Source organism: Klebsiella sp. 141162 (assembly GCF_050600755.1).
Lineage (GTDB): Bacteria > Pseudomonadota > Gammaproteobacteria > Enterobacterales > Enterobacteriaceae > Klebsiella > Klebsiella aerogenes.
On record NZ_JAQIRI010000004.1, the window covers coordinates 1 to 21268 of the forward strand.

15 protein-coding genes, 1 pseudogene and 1 riboswitch are annotated in these 21268 nt (G+C 55.9%); of the genes and pseudogenes, 11 read left to right on the forward strand and 5 right to left on the reverse strand.

Features of this window, described 5'->3' with window-relative positions:
- Positions 1-651 precede the first annotated feature (651 nt).
- From metA to aceK, 4 genes are all read left to right on the forward strand, one after another.
- Positions 652-1581 (forward strand): homoserine O-acetyltransferase MetA, encoded by a 930-nt coding sequence (gene metA, locus PGR23_RS13675; RefSeq protein ID WP_045396850.1) that lies wholly within the window; start codon positions 652-654, stop codon positions 1579-1581.
- A 260-nt stretch (positions 1582-1841) separates the two neighbouring features.
- Complete coding sequence (aceB, locus tag PGR23_RS13680) at positions 1842-3443, forward strand: malate synthase A (RefSeq protein WP_045396846.1); 1602 nt, start codon at positions 1842-1844, stop codon at positions 3441-3443.
- A gap of 31 nt (positions 3444-3474) precedes the next feature.
- Positions 3475-4779, forward strand: a complete 1305-nt coding sequence (gene aceA / locus PGR23_RS13685; RefSeq protein WP_015368800.1) for an isocitrate lyase — start codon at positions 3475-3477, stop codon at positions 4777-4779.
- 100 nt (positions 4780-4879) lie between these two features.
- Entirely contained in the window at positions 4880-6664 is a 1785-nt protein-coding gene (gene aceK, locus PGR23_RS13690; RefSeq protein ID WP_047045825.1) for a bifunctional isocitrate dehydrogenase kinase/phosphatase, read from the forward strand.
- 51 nt (positions 6665-6715) lie between these two features.
- Here the strand turns inward: aceK and iclR are convergent, their stop codons facing one another.
- The gene (iclR, locus tag PGR23_RS13695) at positions 6716-7546 is read right to left on the reverse strand and encodes a glyoxylate bypass operon transcriptional repressor IclR (RefSeq protein WP_045396840.1); all 831 of its coding nucleotides are present in this window, start codon (positions 7544-7546) and stop codon (positions 6716-6718) included.
- 195 nt (positions 7547-7741) lie between these two features.
- On the opposite strand from iclR, the gene metH reads away from it, so the two are divergent.
- Positions 7742-11425, forward strand: coding sequence for a methionine synthase (metH, locus tag PGR23_RS13700; RefSeq protein ID WP_154105134.1), 3684 nt, complete (start codon positions 7742-7744; stop codon positions 11423-11425).
- 130 nt (positions 11426-11555) lie between these two features.
- Positions 11556-13187 carry a Na/Pi cotransporter family protein gene (locus PGR23_RS13705; RefSeq protein ID WP_015368796.1) on the forward strand — a complete coding sequence of 544 codons (1632 nt, stop codon included), beginning with the start codon at positions 11556-11558 and terminating at the stop codon, positions 13185-13187.
- Between the two features lie 70 nt (positions 13188-13257).
- Here PGR23_RS13705 and pepE read toward each other — a convergent pair whose 3' ends face one another.
- Positions 13258-13947 (reverse strand): dipeptidase PepE, encoded by a 690-nt coding sequence (gene pepE, locus PGR23_RS13710; protein ID WP_015368795.1) that lies wholly within the window; start codon positions 13945-13947, stop codon positions 13258-13260.
- A 145-nt stretch (positions 13948-14092) separates the two neighbouring features.
- On the opposite strand from pepE, the gene PGR23_RS13715 reads away from it, so the two are divergent.
- Both PGR23_RS13715 and rluF read left to right on the forward strand, forming a co-directional pair.
- Complete coding sequence (locus PGR23_RS13715; RefSeq protein WP_020079884.1) at positions 14093-14338, forward strand: YmjA family protein; 246 nt, start codon at positions 14093-14095, stop codon at positions 14336-14338.
- 61 nt (positions 14339-14399) lie between these two features.
- The gene (gene rluF / locus PGR23_RS13720; protein ID WP_045396831.1) at positions 14400-15275 is read left to right on the forward strand and encodes a 23S rRNA pseudouridine(2604) synthase RluF; all 876 of its coding nucleotides are present in this window, start codon (positions 14400-14402) and stop codon (positions 15273-15275) included.
- Here the strand turns inward: rluF and PGR23_RS13725 are convergent.
- A complete protein-coding gene (locus PGR23_RS13725; protein WP_045396828.1) occupies positions 15272-15544 on the reverse strand; it encodes a DUF3811 domain-containing protein in 273 nt (90 codons plus the stop codon). The genes rluF and PGR23_RS13725 overlap by 4 nt on opposite strands.
- A 203-nt stretch (positions 15545-15747) precedes the next feature.
- Here PGR23_RS13725 and PGR23_RS13730 point away from each other — a divergent pair.
- Together PGR23_RS13730 and PGR23_RS13735 are read left to right on the forward strand one after the other, a co-directional pair.
- A pseudogene (locus PGR23_RS13730) lies at positions 15748-16103 on the forward strand (type II toxin-antitoxin system RelE/ParE family toxin).
- Positions 16100-16438, forward strand: coding sequence for a helix-turn-helix domain-containing protein (locus PGR23_RS13735; RefSeq protein ID WP_045396820.1), 339 nt, complete (start codon positions 16100-16102; stop codon positions 16436-16438). The pseudogene PGR23_RS13730 and the gene PGR23_RS13735 overlap by 4 nt, the downstream one beginning before the upstream one ends.
- 37 nt (positions 16439-16475) lie before the next feature.
- Here the strand turns inward: PGR23_RS13735 and panS are convergent, their stop codons facing one another.
- Positions 16476-17405 carry a ketopantoate/pantoate/pantothenate transporter PanS gene (gene panS / locus PGR23_RS13740; RefSeq protein ID WP_015368789.1) on the reverse strand — a complete coding sequence of 310 codons (930 nt, stop codon included), beginning with the start codon at positions 17403-17405 and terminating at the stop codon, positions 16476-16478.
- Between the two features lie 97 nt (positions 17406-17502).
- Positions 17503-18852 (reverse strand): lysine-sensitive aspartokinase 3, encoded by a 1350-nt coding sequence (gene lysC / locus PGR23_RS13745; protein WP_032709596.1) that lies wholly within the window; start codon positions 18850-18852, stop codon positions 17503-17505.
- Positions 18853-19035: 183 nt separating this feature from the next.
- Positions 19036-19269, reverse strand: a riboswitch (Lysine riboswitch).
- A gap of 340 nt (positions 19270-19609) precedes the next feature.
- Here lysC and pgi point away from each other — a divergent pair.
- Positions 19610-21259, forward strand: coding sequence for a glucose-6-phosphate isomerase (gene pgi, locus PGR23_RS13750; protein WP_020079879.1), 1650 nt, complete (start codon positions 19610-19612; stop codon positions 21257-21259).
- Positions 21260-21268: the final 9 nt, after the last annotated feature.

Here is a 21268-nt window from a genome sequence, read left to right on the forward strand (position 1 = left end):
CGATGGTAGTGTGGGGTCTCCCCATGTGAGAGTAGGGAACTGCCAGGCATCAAATAAAACGAAAGGCTCAGTCGGAAGACTGGGCCTTTTGTTTTTGTGTTTTGCGGCCAGACGCGCCGCCGTCTCCCCCGGTGGCGCTGCGCTTACCGGGGCTACAGTCCTGTAGCCCGGAAAAGGTGCGCAGCACCGCCTCCGGGGAAAGCTGCTGCCATAGCAACGTAAACGAAAGGCTCAGTCGGAAGACCGGGCCTTTTGTTTTGGTGTTTTGCGGCCAGACGCGCCGCCGTCTCCCCCGGTGGCGCTGCTCTTACCGGGGCTACAGACCCTGTAGCCCGGAAAAGGTGCGCAGCACCGCCTCCGGGGAAAGCCGCTGCCATAGCAACGTAAACGAAAGGCTCAGTCGGAAGACCGGGCCTTTTGTTTTTGTGTTTTGCGGCCAGACGCGCCGCCATCTCCCCCGGTGGCGCTGCGCTTACCGGGGCTACGGCTCCTTCCCCGGGCTACACCGCCTGCGGGGAAATCCCACCTCTTAAATCCTCCTTGAAACTTTCTCACCTTACGCTTGCAGACTCGACATTTTGCTTATTCCTGGTTATTGTCAGCTATCTGGATGTCTAAACGTTTATACGTATGTAATGAGGTGATACAGCTATGCCAATTCGGGTGCAGGACGAGCTACCGGCCGTCAATTTCTTGCGCGATGAAAACGTCTTCGTGATGACCACATCGCGTGCTACAACTCAGGAAATCCGCCCGCTGAAGGTGTTAATTCTCAATCTGATGCCAAAGAAGATCGAGACGGAGAATCAGTTTCTGCGGTTGCTGTCGAACTCGCCGTTGCAGGTTGATATCCAGCTGCTACGCATCGATGCGCGTGAATCACGTAATACGCCGACGGAGCACCTGAATAACTTTTACTGCAACTTCGACGATATTCGCGAACAGAATTTCGATGGTTTGATTGTTACCGGCGCGCCGTTAGGGCTGGTCGAGTTTAACGATGTTGCCTACTGGCCGCAGATTAAACAGGTACTGGAGTGGGCAAAGGATCACGTCACGTCAACGTTATTTGTCTGTTGGGCGGTACAGGCCGCGTTAAATATTCTGTATGGCATCCCCAAGCAAACTCGTACCGAAAAGATCTCTGGCGTTTATGAACACCATATTTTGCACCCGCATGCGCTGCTGACTCGCGGGTTTGATGACACCTTCCTTGCGCCTCATTCGCGCTATGCCGACTTCCCGGCCGGGCTGATTCGGGACTACACCGACCTCGATATTCTCGCCGAAACCGAAGATGGCGATGCCTATCTGTTCGCCAGCAAAGATAAGCGCATCGCTTTTGTTACCGGTCATCCTGAATACGATCCGCATACCCTGGCAAGTGAATACTTCCGCGATCTGGAGGCAGGTTTAGCGCCACAGCTTCCGGACAACTACTTCCCGAATAATGATCCAAACAATAAACCGCGGGCGACCTGGCGCAGCCATGGCAATCTCCTGTTTGCTAACTGGCTTAACTATTACGTCTACCAAATCACACCATACGATCTGCGTCATATGAATCCAACGCTGGATTAATCTACCAGCGCGTACGATCCTAAAGCGTTTCAGCATCTCGCCTCAGGCACCTTCGGGTGCCTTTTTTATTTCCGAAAACAACTTCCCCTTCTATTTTAACTTTAATTCTTTTGTTATCAGTATGTTGATGCAATATTAAATTAAAAATGGAAATTGTTTTTGATTTTGAAAAATTCTTGAGTAGTCTTAATTGTGCTGAGCGAAAAGCAAACAACGATCTTTCGCTCGCGCTATCAGGATCAACCAAGAGGAGCTGCACAATGACGCAACAGGCGACAATGACCGATGAACTGGCATTCAGCCAGCCTTATGGCGAGCAGGAGAAGCAAATTCTGACTGCGGAAGCGGTGGAGTTCCTGACGGAACTAGTGAGCCGTTTTACGCCTGAGCGTAATCAACTGTTGGCAGCACGCGTCCAGCAACAGCAGGCCATTGATGGCGGCAAGCTTCCTGATTTTATTTCGGAAACAGCTTCCATTCGTAATGGCGACTGGAAAATACGCGGTATTCCGACCGATTTACAGGATCGCCGCGTTGAAATCACCGGTCCTGTTGAACGCAAGATGGTGATTAATGCCCTGAATGCTAACGTCAAAGTCTTTATGGCCGATTTCGAAGACTCGCTGGCGCCGGATTGGCACAAAGTGATTGATGGCCAAATCAACCTGCGCGATGCGGTCAACGGCACCATCAGCTACACCAACGAAGCAGGGAAAATTTATCAGCTACAGCCCGACCCGGCGGTACTGGTCTGCCGCGTTCGCGGCCTGCATCTGCCGGAAAAGCACGTCACCTGGCAGGGTGAGGCGATACCCGGCAGTCTGTTCGATTTTGCGCTCTATTTCTTCCACAACTACCAGGCGCTGCTAGCGAAAGGGAGCGGCCCCTATTTCTATCTGCCGAAGACCCAGGCCTGGCAGGAAGCGGCATGGTGGAGCAAAGTCTTCAGCTTTACCGAGGATCGCTTTGAACTGCCGCGCGGCACCATTAAGGCCACGCTGCTGATTGAAACGCTGCCAGCGGTGTTCCAGATGGATGAAATCCTGCATGCGCTGCGCGACCACATTGTTGGCCTGAACTGCGGGCGCTGGGACTATATCTTCAGCTATATCAAGACGCTGAAAAACCACCCAGACCGCGTCCTGCCGGATCGCCAGGTGGTGACGATGGATAAGCCCTTCCTCAGCGCCTATTCACGCCTGCTGATTAAGACCTGCCATAAACGCGGCGCCTTCGCGATGGGCGGTATGGCGGCCTTTATCCCGAGCAAAGACGCCGAGCGCAATCGTCAGGTGCTGAATAAAGTCACCGCCGATAAAGAGCTGGAGGCCAACAATGGCCACGATGGCACCTGGATTGCGCATCCGGGACTGGCGGATACGGCGATGGGCGTCTTTAACCGCGTACTGGGCGAACATCCTAACCAGCTGTTTGTTACCCGCAATGACGACGCGCCGATTACCGCCGAGCAGCTGCTGGCTCCCTGCGAGGGCGAGCGCACCGAAGCCGGCATGCGCGCTAATATCCGCGTGGCGGTGCAGTACATCGAGGCCTGGATCTCCGGCAACGGCTGCGTACCGATTTACGGCCTGATGGAAGATGCGGCGACGGCTGAGATTTCGCGTACCTCTATCTGGCAGTGGATCCATCACCAGAAAACCCTGAACGACGGCACACCGGTTACCAAGGCGCTGTTCCGCCAGTGGCTGGCTGAAGAGCTGATGGTGATTCAGGAAGAGTTGGGAGAACACCGCTTCAGCCACGGTCGCTTTGACGATGCGGCGCGACTGATGGAGCAAATCACCACTTCCGACGAACTGATCGACTTCCTGACTCTGCCAGGTTACCGCCTGCTGGCGTAATTCACCCCATCACTATATGGAGCATCTGCACATGAAAACCCGTACCCAACAAATCGAAGAATTAAACAAAGAGTGGACGAACCCGCGCTGGGAAGGCATTACCCGCCCATACAGCGCGGAAGAGGTGGTGAAGTTACGCGGCTCGGTGAACCCGGAATGCACGCTGGCGCAGCTTGGCGCGGCGAAAATGTGGCGTCTGCTGCATGGTGAAGCGAAAAAGGGTTATATCAACAGCCTTGGCGCGTTAACCGGCGGCCAGGCGCTGCAGCAGGCGAAGGCGGGCATTGAAGCCATCTACTTGTCTGGCTGGCAGGTCGCCGCCGACGCCAACCTGGCCTCCAGTATGTACCCGGATCAATCGTTATACCCGGCTAACTCGGTGCCATCGGTAGTTGATCGGATCAACAACACCTTCCGTCGCGCCGATCAGATCCAGTGGGCGGCGGGGATTGAGCCGAACGATCCGCGTTTTATCGACTATTTCCTGCCGATCGTCGCCGATGCGGAAGCCGGTTTTGGCGGCGTGCTGAACGCCTTTGAGCTGATGAAATCGATGATTGCGGCCGGTGCAGCGGCCGTGCATTTCGAAGACCAGCTGGCGTCGGTGAAGAAGTGCGGACATATGGGCGGCAAGGTGCTGGTGCCGACGCAAGAGGCGATTCAGAAGCTGGTCGCCGCGCGCCTGGCGGCGGATGTGATGGGGGTACCGACGCTGCTTATCGCTCGTACCGACGCCGATGCCGCTGACCTGATTACCTCGGATTGCGATCCATACGATCGCGAGTTTATCTCCGGCGATCGCACCAGCGAAGGTTTCTATCGCACCCATGCCGGAATCGAACAGGCAATCAGCCGCGGCCTTGCCTACGCGCCTTATGCCGATCTGGTATGGTGTGAAACCTCTAAACCGGACATTGAACAGGCACGCCGTTTCGCCGAGGCGATCCACGCCCGCTTCCCGGGCAAGCTGCTGGCCTATAACTGCTCGCCATCCTTTAACTGGAAGAAAAATCTCGACGATAAAACCATCGCCAGCTTCCAGCAGCAGCTGTCGGATATGGGCTATAAATTCCAGTTCATTACCCTGGCGGGTATCCACAGCATGTGGTTCAACATGTTCGACCTGGCTCACGCCTACGCGCAGGGCGAAGGCATGCGTCACTACGTCGAAAAGGTACAGCAGCCGGAGTTTGCCGCCGGGCCGGAAGGCTACACCTTCGTCTCGCATCAGCAGGAGGTGGGCACCGGGTACTTCGACAAAGTGACCACCATTATCCAGGGGGGGACCTCGTCGGTAACGGCGCTGACCGGCTCGACCGAAGAATCGCAGTTTTAAGCAATGCCCGGTGGCGCTGCGCTTACCGGGCCTACAAAGGTGTAGGCCGGATAAGCTAACGCGCCATCCGGCATGATGTTGTGCCGGATGGGGGAAAGCGATGACGCGTGGCCTGGAACTACTGATTGCCCAAACCATTTTACAGGGATTCGACGCCCAGTACGGGCGTTTTCTGGAAGTCACTTCCGGCGCACAGCAGCGCTTCGAACAAGCGGACTGGCACGCCGTGCAGCAGGCGATGAAGCAGCGTATCCACCTCTACGATCACCACGTGGGTCTGGTGGTAGAACAGCTGCGCTGTATTACCGAAGGGAAAAGTACCGACGTCGATTTTCTTCTGCGGGTGAAACAGCAGTACACCCAACTTTTGCCGGATTACCCTCGCTTTGAAATTGCGGAGAGCTTTTTCAACTCGGTCTACTGCAGACTGTTTGACCACCGCTCGCTGACCCCCGAGCGGCTCTTTATTTTTAGCTCCCAGCCGGAACGTCGTTTTCGCACGATTTCGCGACCGCTGGCGAAGGATTTTTATCCCGAACGCGGCTGGGAATACCTGATGCATAACCTGCTTGCCGATTTGCCGCTGCGCCTGCCGTGGCAAAACAAAGGGCGTGATATCGGTTATATCGTCAGCCATTTACGTGAAGCTCTCGGTGGAGAACTGTTGTCGCAGTCGCATCTGCAGGTGGCGAATGAGCTGTTTTATCGTAATAAAGCCGCCTGGCTGGTAGGTAAACTGGTTACACCGATGGCGACGCTGCCGTTCCTGCTGCCGATACATCGTAGCGATGACGGAGAGCTATTTGTTGATACCTGCCTGACGACCCACGCCGAGGCGAGTATCGTCTTTGGTTTCGCCCGCTCCTATTTCATGGTCTACGCGCCGCTGCCCGCGGCGCTGGTTGAATGGCTGCGCGAGATTCTGCCGGGAAAAACTACCGCCGAGCTGTATATGGCGATTGGCTGTCAGAAGCATGCTAAAACGGAAAGTTATCGCGAGTACCTGCACTATGTTACCCGCAGCGATGAGCAGTTTATCGAAGCGCCGGGCATCCGTGGGATGGTGATGTTGGTATTTACCCTGCCGGGATTCGACCGGGTATTTAAGGTGATTAAAGACCGCTTTGCGCCGCAAAAAGAGATGACCGCCGCCCACGTCCGCGCCTGCTATCAGCTGGTCAAAGAACACGACCGCGTCGGGCGGATGGCGGATACCCAGGAGTTTGAAAACTTCGTGCTCGATAAGCGGCAAATCGCGCCCGAGCTGATGGCGCTGTTGCAGGCGGAAGCGGGGAATAAGTTGACCGACCTCGGCGATCGCATTGCCATCAGCCATCTTTATATTGAACGAAGGATGGTGCCGCTTAATATCTGGCTGGAGCAGGTGGAAGGCCAGGCGCTACGCGACGCGGTAGAAGAGTACGGGAATGCTATTCGCCAACTGGCGGCCGCCAATATCTTCCCCGGCGACATGCTGTTTAAAAACTTCGGCGTCACGCGCCACGGGCGGGTGGTATTCTACGATTATGATGAAATTTGCTACATGACCGAGGTGAATTTCCGCGATATTCCGCCGCCGCGCTATCCGGAAGATGAGTTGGCCAGTGAACCCTGGTATAGCGTGTCCCCGGGCGATGTCTTCCCGGAAGAGTTCCGCCACTGGCTGTGCGCCGATCCGCGGATCGGACCGCTACTGGAGGAGATGCACGCCGATTTACTGCGTGCCGATTACTGGCGTGAACTGCAGACGCGCATTAAAAACGGGCACGTGGAAGATGTGTACGCTTACCGGCGTAAGCAGCGTTTTAGCGTGCGCTATGGCGCCGACAGTAGGGCGGATAAGGCGTTTACGCCGCCATCCGGCAAGGTGCGCCGATCTGCCTGATGGCGCTACGCTTATCAGGCTTACTCAAAATGCCCCTTTGGGGCATTTTTATTATTTAACCCCGCCGTACGCCAGCGTGACTTCTTTTGCAGCCTTAATAACCAATGCGCCAAGCTCGGTCACCCGATCGTCGGTCATGCGTGAAATTGGCCCGGAGATGGAGATAGCGGCGAACGGCTCGCGGTGTTCGTCGTAAATACAGGAGGCGATACAGCGCAGCCCCAGCGCATGTTCTTCATCATCAAATGAATAGCCGCGTTTACGCGTCTGGGCCAAATCCTCTTTCAAATGTACCGGAGAAACCAGGGTGGCGTGAGTGTAAGCATGCAGCCCTTTCCGATGTAGCAGCGTGGTGACTTCTTCTTCACTCAACTGCGCCAGAAACGCTTTTCCGGCGCCTGACGCGTGCATCGGCAATTTGCCGCCAATCGGCGCCGACATGCGCATCAGCTGCGTACATTGCACCTGGTCGATAATAATCGCCTGATGATCGCTTTTATCCAGCACCGCCAGGTTGACCGTTTCGCCGGAATCTTCCATCAGCTGGCGCAGGATAGGATGGACAATGGCCAGCAGATTGCGGCTTTGCAGGAAGCTGCTGCCGACGACAAACGCATGCGCGCCGATCGCCCAGTGCCCCAGCTCGCCGACCTGGCGCACAAAACCGAGCTGCTGCATGGTGGTGAGCAGACGATGGGTCGTGGAGTTAGGTAGCCCCGCCTGCTGCGCCAGTTCGGTGAGCGCGACGCTGCTATGCGATTCAGAAATCCATTCAAGCAGTTTCAGACCGCGGGTAAGCGACTGAACTTGCCCGCCAGCCTGCGCGGCAGGGGCGGCAGCAGCGGGTTTTCTGCCGCGTTTGGCGGGAACCGGGGTAGCCATGATGAACTCCTTTTTTCTGTATCGTGGAAATGATTTTCGTTTTATTTGGCGATAATGCAATCACAACCAGACTGATCGGAGGAGTGAAGTTGAACTTGTCTCATGTTGCTGCAGGTTTCCTTTTCCAGCAGGGTGGTTTATGCCAGTATGGTTTGTTGGCTTTTTGGTCTGAGTTGAGCGCTGTCGGGAGTCTGTGTGAGTAACAAAGTAGAACAATTACATCAGCAGTTAAAAGAACGCATTCTGGTTCTGGACGGGGGCATGGGCACCATGATCCAGGGCTATCGTCTGAGTGAGCAGGATTTCCGCGGCGAACGCTTTGCCGATTGGCCGTGCGACCTGAAAGGCAATAACGACCTGCTGGTCCTCAGCAAGCCTGAGGTCATCCGCGAGATCCACGACGCCTATTTCGCCGCCGGCGCGGACATTATCGAGACCAACACCTTCAACTCGACAACCATCGCGATGGCGGATTACCAGATGGAATCCCTGTCGGCGGAAATCAACTTTGCCGCCGCAAAGCTGGCCCGCGCCAGCGCCGACGCGTGGACCGCGCGTACGCCGGAAAAACCGCGCTATGTGGCGGGGGTGCTTGGTCCGACCAACCGCACCGCTTCTATTTCTCCGGACGTCAACGATCCGGCCTTTCGGAATATCACGTTCGATCAGCTGGTGGCCGCCTATCGTGAATCCACCAAAGCGCTGGTGGAAGGCGGCTCGGACCTGATTCTGATTGAAACGGTCTTTGACACCCTGAACGCCAAAGCGGCGATTTTCGCGGTAAAAGAAGAATTTGAGGCGCTCGGCGTCGAGCTGCCGATTATGATTTCCGGCACTATCACCGATGCCTCCGGACGTACACTGTCCGGGCAGACGACCGAAGCGTTCTATAATTCGCTGCGCCACGCCGATGCCCTGACCTTCGGCTTAAACTGCGCGCTGGGGCCGGATGAGCTGCGCCAGTACGTGCAGGAGCTTTCGCGGATCGCCGAGTGTTACGTTACCGCGCACCCGAACGCCGGCCTGCCGAACGCCTTCGGCGAATACGATCTGGATGCCGATACCATGGCGGCGCAAATTCGCGAATGGGCGCAGGCCGGTTTCCTTAATATCGTCGGCGGCTGCTGCGGCACCACCCCCGAGCATATCGCCGCCATGAGCCGGGCGGTAGAGGGCTTGCCGCCTCGCCAGCTGCCGGAACTGCCGGTCGCCTGCCGTCTGTCTGGCCTGGAGCCGCTGAACATCGGCGACGATAGCCTGTTCGTCAACGTGGGCGAGCGTACCAACGTTACCGGCTCCGCTAAATTTAAGCGCTTAATCAAAGAAGAGAAATACAGTGAAGCGCTGGACGTGGCGCGCCAGCAGGTAGAAAGCGGCGCGCAGATTATCGATATCAACATGGATGAGGGGATGCTCGATGCCGAAGCGGCGATGGTGCGTTTCCTCAACCTGATAGCGGGTGAACCGGATATTGCCCGCGTGCCGATTATGATCGACTCCTCCAAGTGGGAAGTCATCGAAAAAGGGCTCAAGTGCATTCAGGGCAAGGGCATCGTTAACTCGATCTCGATGAAAGAGGGCGTCGAACCCTTTATTCATCACGCTAAGCTGGTTCGCCGCTACGGCGCGGCAATGGTCGTCATGGCCTTTGATGAAGTGGGCCAGGCCGATACCCGTGAGCGCAAAATCGAAATTTGCCGTCGCGCCTACAAAATCCTCACCGAAGAGGTCGGCTTCCCGCCGGAAGATATCATCTTCGACCCCAACATTTTTGCCGTCGCCACCGGTATTGAAGAGCACAATAACTACGCTCAGGACTTTATCGGCGCCTGTGAAGACATCAAACGCGAGCTGCCGCATGCGCTGATTTCCGGCGGCGTCTCCAACGTGTCGTTCTCGTTCCGCGGTAACGATCCGGTACGTGAAGCGATCCACGCCGTCTTCCTCTACTACGCAATCCGCAACGGTATGGATATGGGCATCGTCAATGCCGGCCAGCTGGCGATATACGACGATCTGCCTGGCGAGCTGCGCGACGCGGTTGAAGATGTGATCCTTAACCGCCGCGATGACAGTACCGAAAGATTGCTTGAGCTGGCGGAAAAATATCGCGGCAGCAAAGCGGACGATAGCGCGAACGCTCAGCAGGCGGAATGGCGCAGCTGGGAGGTGAAAAAGCGTCTTGAATACTCGCTGGTCAAAGGGATTACCGAATTTATCGAGCAAGATACGGAAGAGGCGCGCCAGCAGGCCGAACGGCCGATTGAGGTGATTGAAGGGCCGCTGATGGATGGCATGAACGTCGTCGGCGACCTGTTCGGTGAAGGCAAAATGTTCCTGCCGCAGGTGGTAAAATCCGCACGGGTGATGAAACAGGCGGTGGCCTACCTCGAACCTTACATCGAAGCCAGCAAAGAACAGGGCTCCAGCAACGGTAAGATGGTGATCGCCACCGTGAAAGGCGATGTGCACGATATTGGTAAAAACATCGTCGGTGTAGTGCTGCAGTGCAACAACTACGAAATTATCGATCTCGGCGTGATGGTGCCGGCAGAGAAAATCCTGCGTACCGCGCGCGAAGAAAACGCCGATCTGATTGGCCTCTCAGGGCTTATCACGCCGTCGCTGGACGAAATGGTCAACGTGGCTAAAGAGATGGAGCGTCAGGGCTTCACTATCCCGCTGCTAATTGGCGGAGCGACGACCTCGAAAGCCCATACCGCGGTGAAAATCGAGCAGAACTACAGTGGCCCGACGGTTTACGTGCAGAACGCCTCGCGTACCGTAGGAGTGGTTTCAGCCCTGCTGTCGGCAACCCAGCGCGATGATTTTGTCGCCCGTACCCGTAAAGAGTATGAAACCGTGCGAATCCAGCACGGGCGTAAAAAGCCGCGCACGCCGCCGGTGACTCTGCAGGCGGCGCGGGAAAACGATCTGGCGTTTGACTGGGAGAGCTACACTCCTCCGGTGGCCCATCGTCTGGGCGTGCAGGAGGTGGAAGCCAGCATCGAAACGCTGCGTAACTACATCGACTGGACGCCGTTCTTTATGACCTGGTCGCTGGCGGGCAAATATCCGCGTATCCTGGAAGATGAAGTGGTGGGTGAAGAGGCACAGCGCCTGTTTAAAGACGCCAACGATTTGTTGGATAAACTCAGCGCCGAAAAAACGCTGAACCCGCGCGGCGTGGTCGGGCTGTTCCCGGCTAACCGCGTTGGCGACGATGTGGAAATCTATCGTGATGAAACCCGTACCCACGTGCTAACGGTCAGCCATCACCTGCGCCAGCAAACCGAAAAGGTTGGCTTCGCGAACTACTGCCTCGCCGATTTTGTCGCGCCGAAGCTGAGCGGTAAAGCGGACTACATCGGGGCTTTCGCGGTAACCGGCGGGCTGGAAGAAGACGCGCTGGCGGAAGCCTATGAAGCGCAGCACGACGACTATAACAAGATCATGGTTAAGGCCATCGCCGACCGTCTGGCGGAAGCCTTCGCCGAGTATCTGCATGAGAAAGTGCGTAAGGTTTACTGGGGCTATGCGGCCAATGAGAACCTCAGCAATGAAGAGCTGATCCGCGAAAATTACCAGGGGATCCGCCCGGCGCCCGGTTATCCGGCCTGCCCGGAACACACCGAGAAAGCGACCATCTGGGAACTGTTGGATGTGGAAGCGCATACCGGTATGAAGCTCACCGAGTCCTTCGCCATGTGGCCTGGCGCATCGGTTTCCGGCTGGTACTTCAGTCATCCGGACAGTAAGTACTTCGCCGTGGCGCAGATCCAGCGCGACCAGGTGGAAGATTACGCCCTGCGTAAGGGGATGACGGCGGCCGAAGTTGAGCGTTGGCTCGCCCCTAACCTCGGCTATGATGCTGACTAACGAAATATGTTTCGTTACAACAAACAGGGCGCTCTTTGAGCGCCTTGTCTCTTTATTGAAGTTAACCCCTTATACTGAAGGGAGGTTTAAACCTCAGGAACACTTATAACGATAAGGAGAAGCTGATTCTGTGTTAACGCTGTTACACCTACTTTCCGCCGTAGCCCTACTGGTGTGGGGTACCCATATTGTGCGCACCGGCGTGATGCGAGTCTTTGGCGCGCGCCTGCGTACCGTGCTCAGCAGCAGCGTGGAGAAAAAACCGCTCGCCTTCTGCGCGGGGATTGGCGTCACCGCGCTGGTGCAGAGCAGCAATGCCACCACCATGCTGGTGACGTCGTTTGTAGCCCAGGATCTGGTCGCGCTGGCGCCAGCGCTGGTTATGGTGCTGGGTGCGGATGTGGGGACGGCGCTGATGGCGAGGGTACTGACCTTCGACCTCTCCTGGCTATCGCCGCTGCTGATATTTATCGGCGTTATTTTCTTCCTCGGCCGTAAACAGACCCGCGCGGGTCAGCTTGGGCGGGTCGGTATCGGCCTTGGACTTATCCTGCTGGCGCTGGAGCTCATCGTCCAGGCGGTGCATCCGATTACCCAGGCCAACGGTGTACAGGTGATTTTCGCCTCGCTGACCGGCGATATCATGCTGGATGCGCTGATTGGCGCCGTGTTCGCCATTATCAGTTACTCCAGCCTGGCGGCCGTGCTGCTGACCGCAACGTTAACCGGCACCGGGGTGATCTCTTTCCCGGTGGCGCTATGCCTGGTCATCGGCGCTAACCTCGGCTCAGGCCTGCTGGCGATGCTCAACAACAGCGGCGCCAATGCGGCGGCGCGGCGCGTGGCGCTCGGCAGCCTGCTGTTCAAGCTGGTGGGGAGCTTGATAATTTTGCCATTTGTGCACGTACTGGCTGATGTCATGCACAAATTGCCGCTGGAAGAGTCGGAGCTGGTTATCTACTTCCACGTCTTCTACAACCTGATCCGCTGCGTGGCGATGGTGCCGTTCGCCGGGCCGATGGCGAACCTGTGTAAGCGCCTGATCCGCGATGAGCCGGAGCTGGATAACCATCTCAAGCCGAAGCATCTGGATCCCTCGGCGCTGGATACGCCGGCGCTGGCGTTGGCCAATGCCGCCCGTGAGACCTTGCGTATCGGCGACGCCATGGAGCAGATGCTGGAAAGCCTGCGCAAGGTGATGCACGGCGAGCCGCGCGAAGAGAAAGAGCTGCGGCGGATGGCGGACGATATCAACGTGCTGTATACGGCTATCAAGCTCTACCTGGCGCGGATGCCGAAGGACGAGCTGGCGGAAGAGGAGTCTCGCCGCTGGGCGGAAATTATCGAGATGTCGCTCAACCTGGAGCAGGCGTCTGACATCGTCGAGCGAATGGGCAGCGAGATCGCCGATAAATCACTGGCGGCGCGGCGCGCATTTTCCGTCGAGGGGCTAAAAGAGCTGGATGCGTTATACGAGCTGCTGCTCAGTAACCTGCAGCTGGCAATGTCGGTCTTCTTTTCTGGCGACGTGCCGAGCGCCCGTCGGTTGCGCCGCAGTAAGCACCGTTTTCGTATTCTTAATCGCCGTTACTCGCATGCGCATGTTGACCGCCTGCATCAGCAAAACGTGCAGAGTATCGAAACCAGTACGTTGCATCTGGCGCTGTTGGGCGATATGAAGCGTCTGAACTCGTTGTTCTGTGCTGTTGCCTATAGCGTGATGGAGCAGCCGGATGAAGACGACGAGCGGGATGATTATTAGCAGGATTTACGCTGGATAGCCCGGATAAGGCGCAACGCGCCGCTATCCGGGTAATGTTCGTCAAACTAGTCTAGAAACGGTGGCCCGCGGCCAGGGTTACCGCTTCTTCTCCCGCTTTGAACAACAGCGTCGGGTTCGGGCCGCCGAGCGTGGCGTGTCCGTCGCTGACCTGAATCCAGTTCCCCTCCGGCAGGCCAATCACCGTTAATTCCGGCGCCACGACCAGCAATTCGCGAATACGTTGCTCACGGGTCTCACCCTGATGCCCGGTCGGCAGCGCGTTAGTGAAGTGCGGGTTAATCTGCAGCGGGAACAGCCCTAACGCGTCAAACCCCTGAGGATCGACAATCGGCATATCGTTGGTGGTACGAATGGTCGGGCAGGCGAGGTTAGAACCCGCGCTCCAGCCGATATACAACGCCCCGCGTTTGACGACATCGACAATCGGCGCCAGCAGCCCGCGGCTGCGACACTCTTTCAGAAGCTGGAAGGTGTTCCCGCCGCCGACGATGACCATCTCGGTGTTTTCAATGGCGGCGATAGGATCGGCGACGCTGTGAATACCGGTCACGCTGACGCCCATCGGCGCCATGACTGCGGCGGCTTTGGCGGTGTAATCATCCCAGCTTTGCGTCACCCCGGCGAAGGGAATAAATACCGCCGAGCGGCGGCCTTTGACCTGGCCGGCAATCAGCGGCAGCGCATGTTCCATCCAGGCTTTGCCCGGTAGCGTTGAGTTACTCAGTAACAGCAGTTCCATCTTTTCATCCTGTGTAAGCATGTCATTTGACGCAGATTCTATCATTGGCCCGGCCTTGAGGCGCTGATATGGCTCACGGTGCAGGCAAGCTGAATGTTATTATCGGGGCCGAAAGCGCAGATGCTAACCACCCCGGAGACGACCTATGAACAATGAAATACCGCTGAAATATTATGACATCGTGGATGAGTACTCGACGGAGTGCGCGGAAGCGGTAAAAGAGTCCGAGCGCGATTGTCTGGCGCATTACTTCCAACTGCTGATTACGCGCTTAATGAATAATGAGGAGATCAGCGAGGAAGCGCAGCAGGAGATGGCCCGTGAAGCAGGCATTGCCGAACAGCGTATCGACGATATCGCCAATTTCCTCAATCAATGGGGTAATGAATAACGTCATCCCTGTTTTTTATCGCCAGTAAGGTGAGGTATATTTCGCTGTCAAAGGAGAAACTATGCTGACCGACTCATCTACTCGATTAAATAAATACATCAGCGAAAGCGGGATTTGCTCGCGTCGCGAAGCGGACCGCTTTATTGAACAAGGCAACGTCTTTATCAACGGTAAGCGCGCCGCCATTGGCGATCAGGTGAAGCCGGGCGATGTGGTGAAAGTCAACGGTCAGCTGATTGAGCCGCGAGAAGCCGATGATTTGGTGTTGATTGCGCTGAATAAGCCGGTGGGTATCGTCAGCACTACCGAAGATGGCGAGCGCGATAATATCGTCGACTTCGTGAACCACAGTAAACGCGTGTTCCCGATTGGCCGTCTCGATAAAGACTCTCAGGGGTTAATTTTCCTGACCAACCATGGCGATCTGGTGAACAAAATCCTGCGCGCCGGCAACGATCATGAAAAAGAGTATCTGGTCACCGTCGATAAGCCGGTTACCGATGAGTTTATTCGTGGAATGGGCGCGGGAGTGCCAATTCTCGGTACCGTGACCAAGAAATGTAAGGTCAAGAAAGAAGCGCCGTTCGTGTTCCGCATCACGCTGGTTCAGGGGTTAAACCGCCAGATCCGCCGCATGTGCGAGCATTTCGGCTATGAAGTCATGAAGCTGGAGCGGACACGCATTATGAACGTTAGCCTGACGGGCATTCCGCTGGGCGAGTGGCGCGATTTAACCGATGATGAGCTGATCGATCTTTTCAAGCTGATTGAAAACTCCTCTTCCGAAGCGAAGCCAAAAGCTAAACCGAAGGCCAAAGCGGCGACCGCCGGCATCAAGCGCCCGGTGGTGAAGATGGAAAAAACCAACGAGAAAGGCCGCCCGGCTTCGAACGGTAAACGTTTCGCTCAGCCGGGACGTAAAAAGAAAGGCCGCTAACGCCTGCCGCGGGTCGGCGTATTCGCCGACCACGAAAATGTCGCTTCTTTGTCTACTTTGTAAGCCTGCTGCTTTTTCACCTGGCGGGCTTTCTTCGCTTCCGCTTCGCGCAGCGCCATCAGCTTATCGATATATTCCTTTTTCACGCTGTTCGTTTCCGCATTGCTCAGCGGGCGGCCGTGCGCGATACGCGCGCGGTCCAGCAGCGTCTTCAATTCGCGCTGTTCGCGCTCGGTCATCTCTTTTTGTGTAATGCGGGGGAGTGCCATGGTGGTGCCCTCAATCAGACCAGAGAGTCCAGTGTACGGCAATCGGCGCAAAATAGAACTAATCCGGAAAATGCCTCGCAGAATATTTGCTGAGTGGGTGACCGATGATGTTGTCTGGATTAGCGTAGCAGCATGGTTTATGTGGTCATCCGCAAACTTATTTTTGCGCGATTTGTGTATAAAATTTTATACAAGGATGTGGTATGTTGAATCAGGGGCAAAGTTTACGACGTATTGTCTGGATGGGGTCTTCCTTTGATGATTTGCGCCAATTTCCTGAGGAGGTCCGCCGGGATGCCGGTTTTTAGCTTTACCGTTTACAGGCGGGGTTAGAAGCTGCTGATTGGAAAGCATGCCTCAGTTGGGGAGAGGCGTGGAGGAAATACGGTTACGCCATTATTCTGGCGCTTATCGGGTGATTTACCTGGCTCGTTTTGAGGCAGAGGTTTATGTCCTGCACTGTTTTAACAAAAAAACTCGACGTACCGCCGAACATGAAAAACAAATTGTCAGAAGCCGTTTGCAGCTTATACCGCAGGAACACAGGAGTCGTAAATGAATCGTAAGACAGTGGATGGCATCCGTCACGTGACGACAGCAGAGACGAATATTTTCAGTGAACTCGGCTTTGATGACTGTGAAGCGGAGCGGTTAAGGACGCAAGCGGAACAAGAAGTCGAACAACTGATGCTCCTGAAGCGGCAACTCATGCAGGAAATTGCTGAGTGGATAGATGAAAATCAATTGAAGCAAGCGGATGCCGCAGCGAAGTTGAATATTTCACGCCCGCGTATTTCAGATGTGGTAAACCAGAAAACCAGTAAGTTTACCCTTGATGCATTGGTCATGATGTTAATGAAGTTAGGCAAGCCGGTGAGTTTACTGGTGGGATAAACCAAACGTCCGGGCATATGGCCCGGACGTATACCGATTAGCGCTGGTTGCCTTTTTTGGTCGTCGGCTTACCGGACCAGTAACCTGCCAGCAGCGAGCCGGAAAGGTTATGCCATACCGAGAACAGCGCGCCGGGCAGGGCGGCCAGCGGGCCGAAGTAGATTTTCCCGAGGGCCGCGGCGAGGCCAGAGTTCTGCATACCCACTTCGATCGCCAGGGTGCGGCAGGTGGATTCATCAAAACCGAACAGGCGCCCGCCCCAGTAGCCGCCGAGCAGGCCAATAGCGTTATGCAGGATCACCGCCACGATAACCACCAGCCCCACCGAAGCGATATGCGATGCGGAACCGGCGACCACGGCGCTGATAATTGCCAGGATGCACAGCATGGAGAAGGCGGGAAGGAAGGGTTCCACCGCCTTTACCACTTTTGGCAACAGGTGATGAACAATCAGACCGAGGCCGATTGGGATCACCACGATTTGCAGGATGCTCAGCAGCATGCCCATCACATCGACCTGAATGTGCGCATCAACGTACAGGCGCGTCAGCAGCGGCGTGGCGACCACGCCAACCAGTGTCGAAACGGAAGAGATGGTTACCGACAGTGCGACATCGCCTTTCGCCAGATAGATCATGACGTTGGAAGCGGTTCCGCTGGCGACGCTGCCGACCAGCACCATTCCGGCGGAGAGCTCTGGCGGCATGTGGAATAGCAGCGCCAGTACCCAGGCGGCGAGCGGCATCACCAGGTAATGCAGAAAAATTCCCGCTGCGACCGGCGCAGGTCGTGACAGCACGCGCTTGAAATCGTCCAGCTTCAAATGGACGCCCATACCAAACATAATCAGCATCAGCAGCGTGGTGACCCACGGGCCGATAGGGGTAAAAGTGGTTGGCGTGTAATAAGCCAATACGGAGAGCAGCAGCGCCCATAACGGGAACAGCCGCGTAAGCGTGGCGAGCATAGTGTATTCCTTGCGACAGTGTTTGTTGTGTTGATGTTGTTATAAAAAAGCCGGGTTCGAGCCCGGCTATAGGTATTTTTTATCGCGCAAAAGAATATTATTCAAACAAATTATGATGCAGCTTCTGCACCACTTTCTCCGCGTCGTCGCCAGGCACCAGGAAGCACAGGTTGTGGCTGGAGGCGCCGTAGCAAATCATGCGGATATTGAACGGTTCCAGTACGCCGAATACCTCTTTACCGACGCCGCAGGCTTTCGATAATTCATTGCCGATCAGGGCGACCAGCGCCAGGTTTTCTTCCACTTCGACGCGGCACAGCGAAGAGAGCTCGGTCAGCAGCGCCTGGGTCAGCAGGGTATCGCCAGCGGAGGTTGAACCGGTGGTGTCCATGGTCAGCGCAATGCTCACTTCCGAAGTGGTGATCAGATCGACGGAAATATTATGCCGCGCCAGAATACCGAACACTTCAGCCAGGAAGCCGCGGGAGTGCAGCATATGCAGGCTGTGCAGGGTCAGCAGCGTTTGACGACGACGCAGCGCCAGCGCGCGGAACAGCGGTGGATTTTCGGTTTTATGACAGACCATCGTGCCGCCGGCTTTAGGTTCTTTGCTGGAGCCGACGAATACCGGGATATCGCTGCGTACGGCCGGCAGCAGGGTGGCCGGATGTAATACCTTGGCCCCGAACGTGGCCATCTCCGCGGCTTCAGCGAAAGCGATCACATCGATGCGCTTCGCCGCTGGCGCGACGCGCGGGTCGGTTGTGTAGATGCCAGGGACATCGGTCCAGATATCGACACGACTGGCGTTTAAGGCCTCGCCGAGTAGCGCTGCGGTGTAATCGCTGCCGCCGCGGCCAAGGGTGGTGGTACGGCCTTTGGCTTCGCTGCCGATAAAGCCCTGGGTAATCACCAGGCCTTCTTCCAGGCGTGGCGCCAGTTGTTGTTGCGTCAGTTCCGCCAGCGCGGCGATATCCGGTTCGGCGCGGCCGAAACGATCGTTGGTACGCATCACTTTGCGTACGTCGAACCACTGCGCCGCGATACCGCGTTCGCGCAGGATCTCAACGAACAGTAAGGTGGACATCAGTTCGCCGTGGCTCACCAGTTCATCGGTCAAGGCTTCCGAGCTGGCCAGCGAGGCGGCTTCCGCCAGGGTAGTAATGTTTTCCAGCAGACGCTCGATCTCTTCGCGAATAACGTTGGGATAACGTAAACGCTCCAGAATATTGAACTGGATTTGGCGCATTTCATCGAGCTTAGCGAAGCGTTCGGTGGGTTCCAGCCCTGCCGCTAAAGCAACTAAGATATTGGTAACGCCAGCCGATGCGGATAACACCACTACGCGGGTATTCGCATCCAGCAGCGCGACGTCGACGCTACGGTTCATCGCGTCGAAATCGGCCACGCTGGTGCCGCCGAACTTAGCAACAACTAAATCTGTCATAACAACCTCGTGTCAGGGGGCCTGACTTATTAAAACGATTCCTGAACAACCGCTCCTGGTTCGGGCTGGAAATAACCGGAGCGCTACAAAATGTCTTAATAAGCCAGGCCAAATTAACTCAGCCATGGCACAAGGGAAGAGCGAAAAGTAGGGTGGGCGCAGAGCGATAAACAAACTACGATGTCACCCAGAAGTGCTCCACCTTGTAGACCCGTTCGCCGATGACGCGCATCGGTTCGCGAGTATGAAACGCCCGACTGCGAACGCTTCTGGTGACAACCCAGGGGATTCAGCCCCTGTGGCCGGCGACAGACTTAACCAGATGCCTGTGCGCCTCGGCGTTGCTCCCCCTCACGTATTTTCCCCGGACTGGTTCCTCCAATACGGTTACCTGGGCAACGCACCTCTTCTGGCAATTACTGACGTCTTTCACTATGCCTGGGGAGAGACTGGTCATTATACCCCCCAACGATACTCTTCGCTGTAGCGTGAAATGCGCGAGCAATACATACCTACGGTTCCGTAGGCAGTTCAGCTATATAAAGGCTTCCGGACGGGTATGTCAACGACAGGGTTATGCGGATTTTTCATGCATCGGCGGATAACAGAAAAATGCCTAATGATCGCTATAATATGGGGGCTCTTTACCCTATTTCTGACCCCCGTCAACGGCATAACACAAAAATCATCACAATTTTCCGCCGCTGAGGCTACAATCGACCGAAGTCACATTTTTCAAATCAGAAGAGTATTGCTAATGAAAAATATCAACCCAACGCAGACCGCTGCATGGCAGGCATTACAGAAACACTTCGATGAAATGAAAGACGTCACTATCAGCGAGCTTTTCGCCAAAGATAGCGATCGTTTCTCTAAATTCTCCGCCACTTTTGACGATCTGATGCTGGTGGATTTCTCCAAGAACCGCATCACTGAAGAGACACTGTCTAAGCTGCAGGATCTGGCGAAAGAGACCGATCTGGCCGGTGCTATCAAGTCGATGTTCTCCGGCGAAAAAATTAACCGTACCGAGGACCGCGCGGTACTGCACGTTGCGCTGCGTAACCGCAGCAATACGCCGATTGTGGTTGATGGCAAAGATGTGATGCCGGAAGTCAACGCGGTGCTGGAGAAGATGAAAGCCTTCTCTGAAGCAATTATCTCCGGTAGCTGGAAAGGCTACACCGGCAAACCGATCACCGACGTGGTGAACATCGGTATCGGCGGTTCAGACCTCGGCCCGTTCATGGTGACCGAAGCGCTGCGCCCGTATAAAAACCATCTCAACATGCACTTCGTTTCCAACGTAGACGGCACCCATATCGCCGAAGTGTTGAAAGCGGTGAATCCGGAAACCACGCTGTTCCTGGTGGCTTCCAAAACCTTCACTACTCAGGAAACCATGACCAACGCCCACAGCGCGCGTGACTGGTTCCTGGCGACCGCGGGCGATGAGAAACACGTGGCGAAACACTTCGCGGCGCTCTCCACCAACGGTAAAGCGGTTGGCGAGTTCGGTATCGATACGGCTAACATGTTTGAATTCTGGGACTGGGTTGGCGGTCGTTACTCCCTGTGGTCCGCCATCGGCCTGTCTATCATTCTGTCCGTTGGCTTCGATAACTTTGTCCAGCTGCTGTCCGGCGCCCACGCCATGGACAAACACTTCTCCACCACCCCGGCTGAGAAAAACCTGCCGGTACTGCTGGCGCTGATCGGTATCTGGTACAACAATTTCTTCGGCGCCGAAACCGAAGCGATTCTGCCGTACGATCAATACATGCACCGCTTTGCCGCTTACTTCCAGCAGGGCAACATGGAATCCAACGGTAAGTACGTTGACCGTAACGGCAACGTCGTGGATTACCAGACTGGCCCAATCATCTGGGGTGAGCCGGGGACTAACGGTCAGCACGCGTTCTATCAGCTGATCCACCAGGGCACCAAAATGGTACCGTGCGATTTCATCGCGCCGGCTATCACCCATAACCCGCTGTCTGACCACCATCAGAAACTGCTGTCTAACTTCTTCGCCCAGACTGAAGCGCTGGCCTTTGGTAAATCCCGCGAAGTGGTTGAGCAGGAATATCGCGACCAGGGTAAAGACCCGGCTCAGCTTGAGCACGTGGTGCCGTTCAAAGTGTTCGAAGGCAACCGTCCGACCAACTCCATCCTGCTGCGTGAGATCACCCCGTTCAGCCTGGGCGCATTGATTGCGCTGTATGAGCACAAAATCTTCACCCAGGGCGCGATCCTCAATATCTTCACCTTCGATCAGTGGGGCGTTGAGCTGGGTAAACAGCTGGCTAACCGTATCCTGCCGGAACTGAAAGATGGCGCAGACGTTAGCAGCCACGACAGCTCTACCAACGGCCTGATTAACCGTTATAAAGCCTGGCGCGCGTAAGTGTTGCGC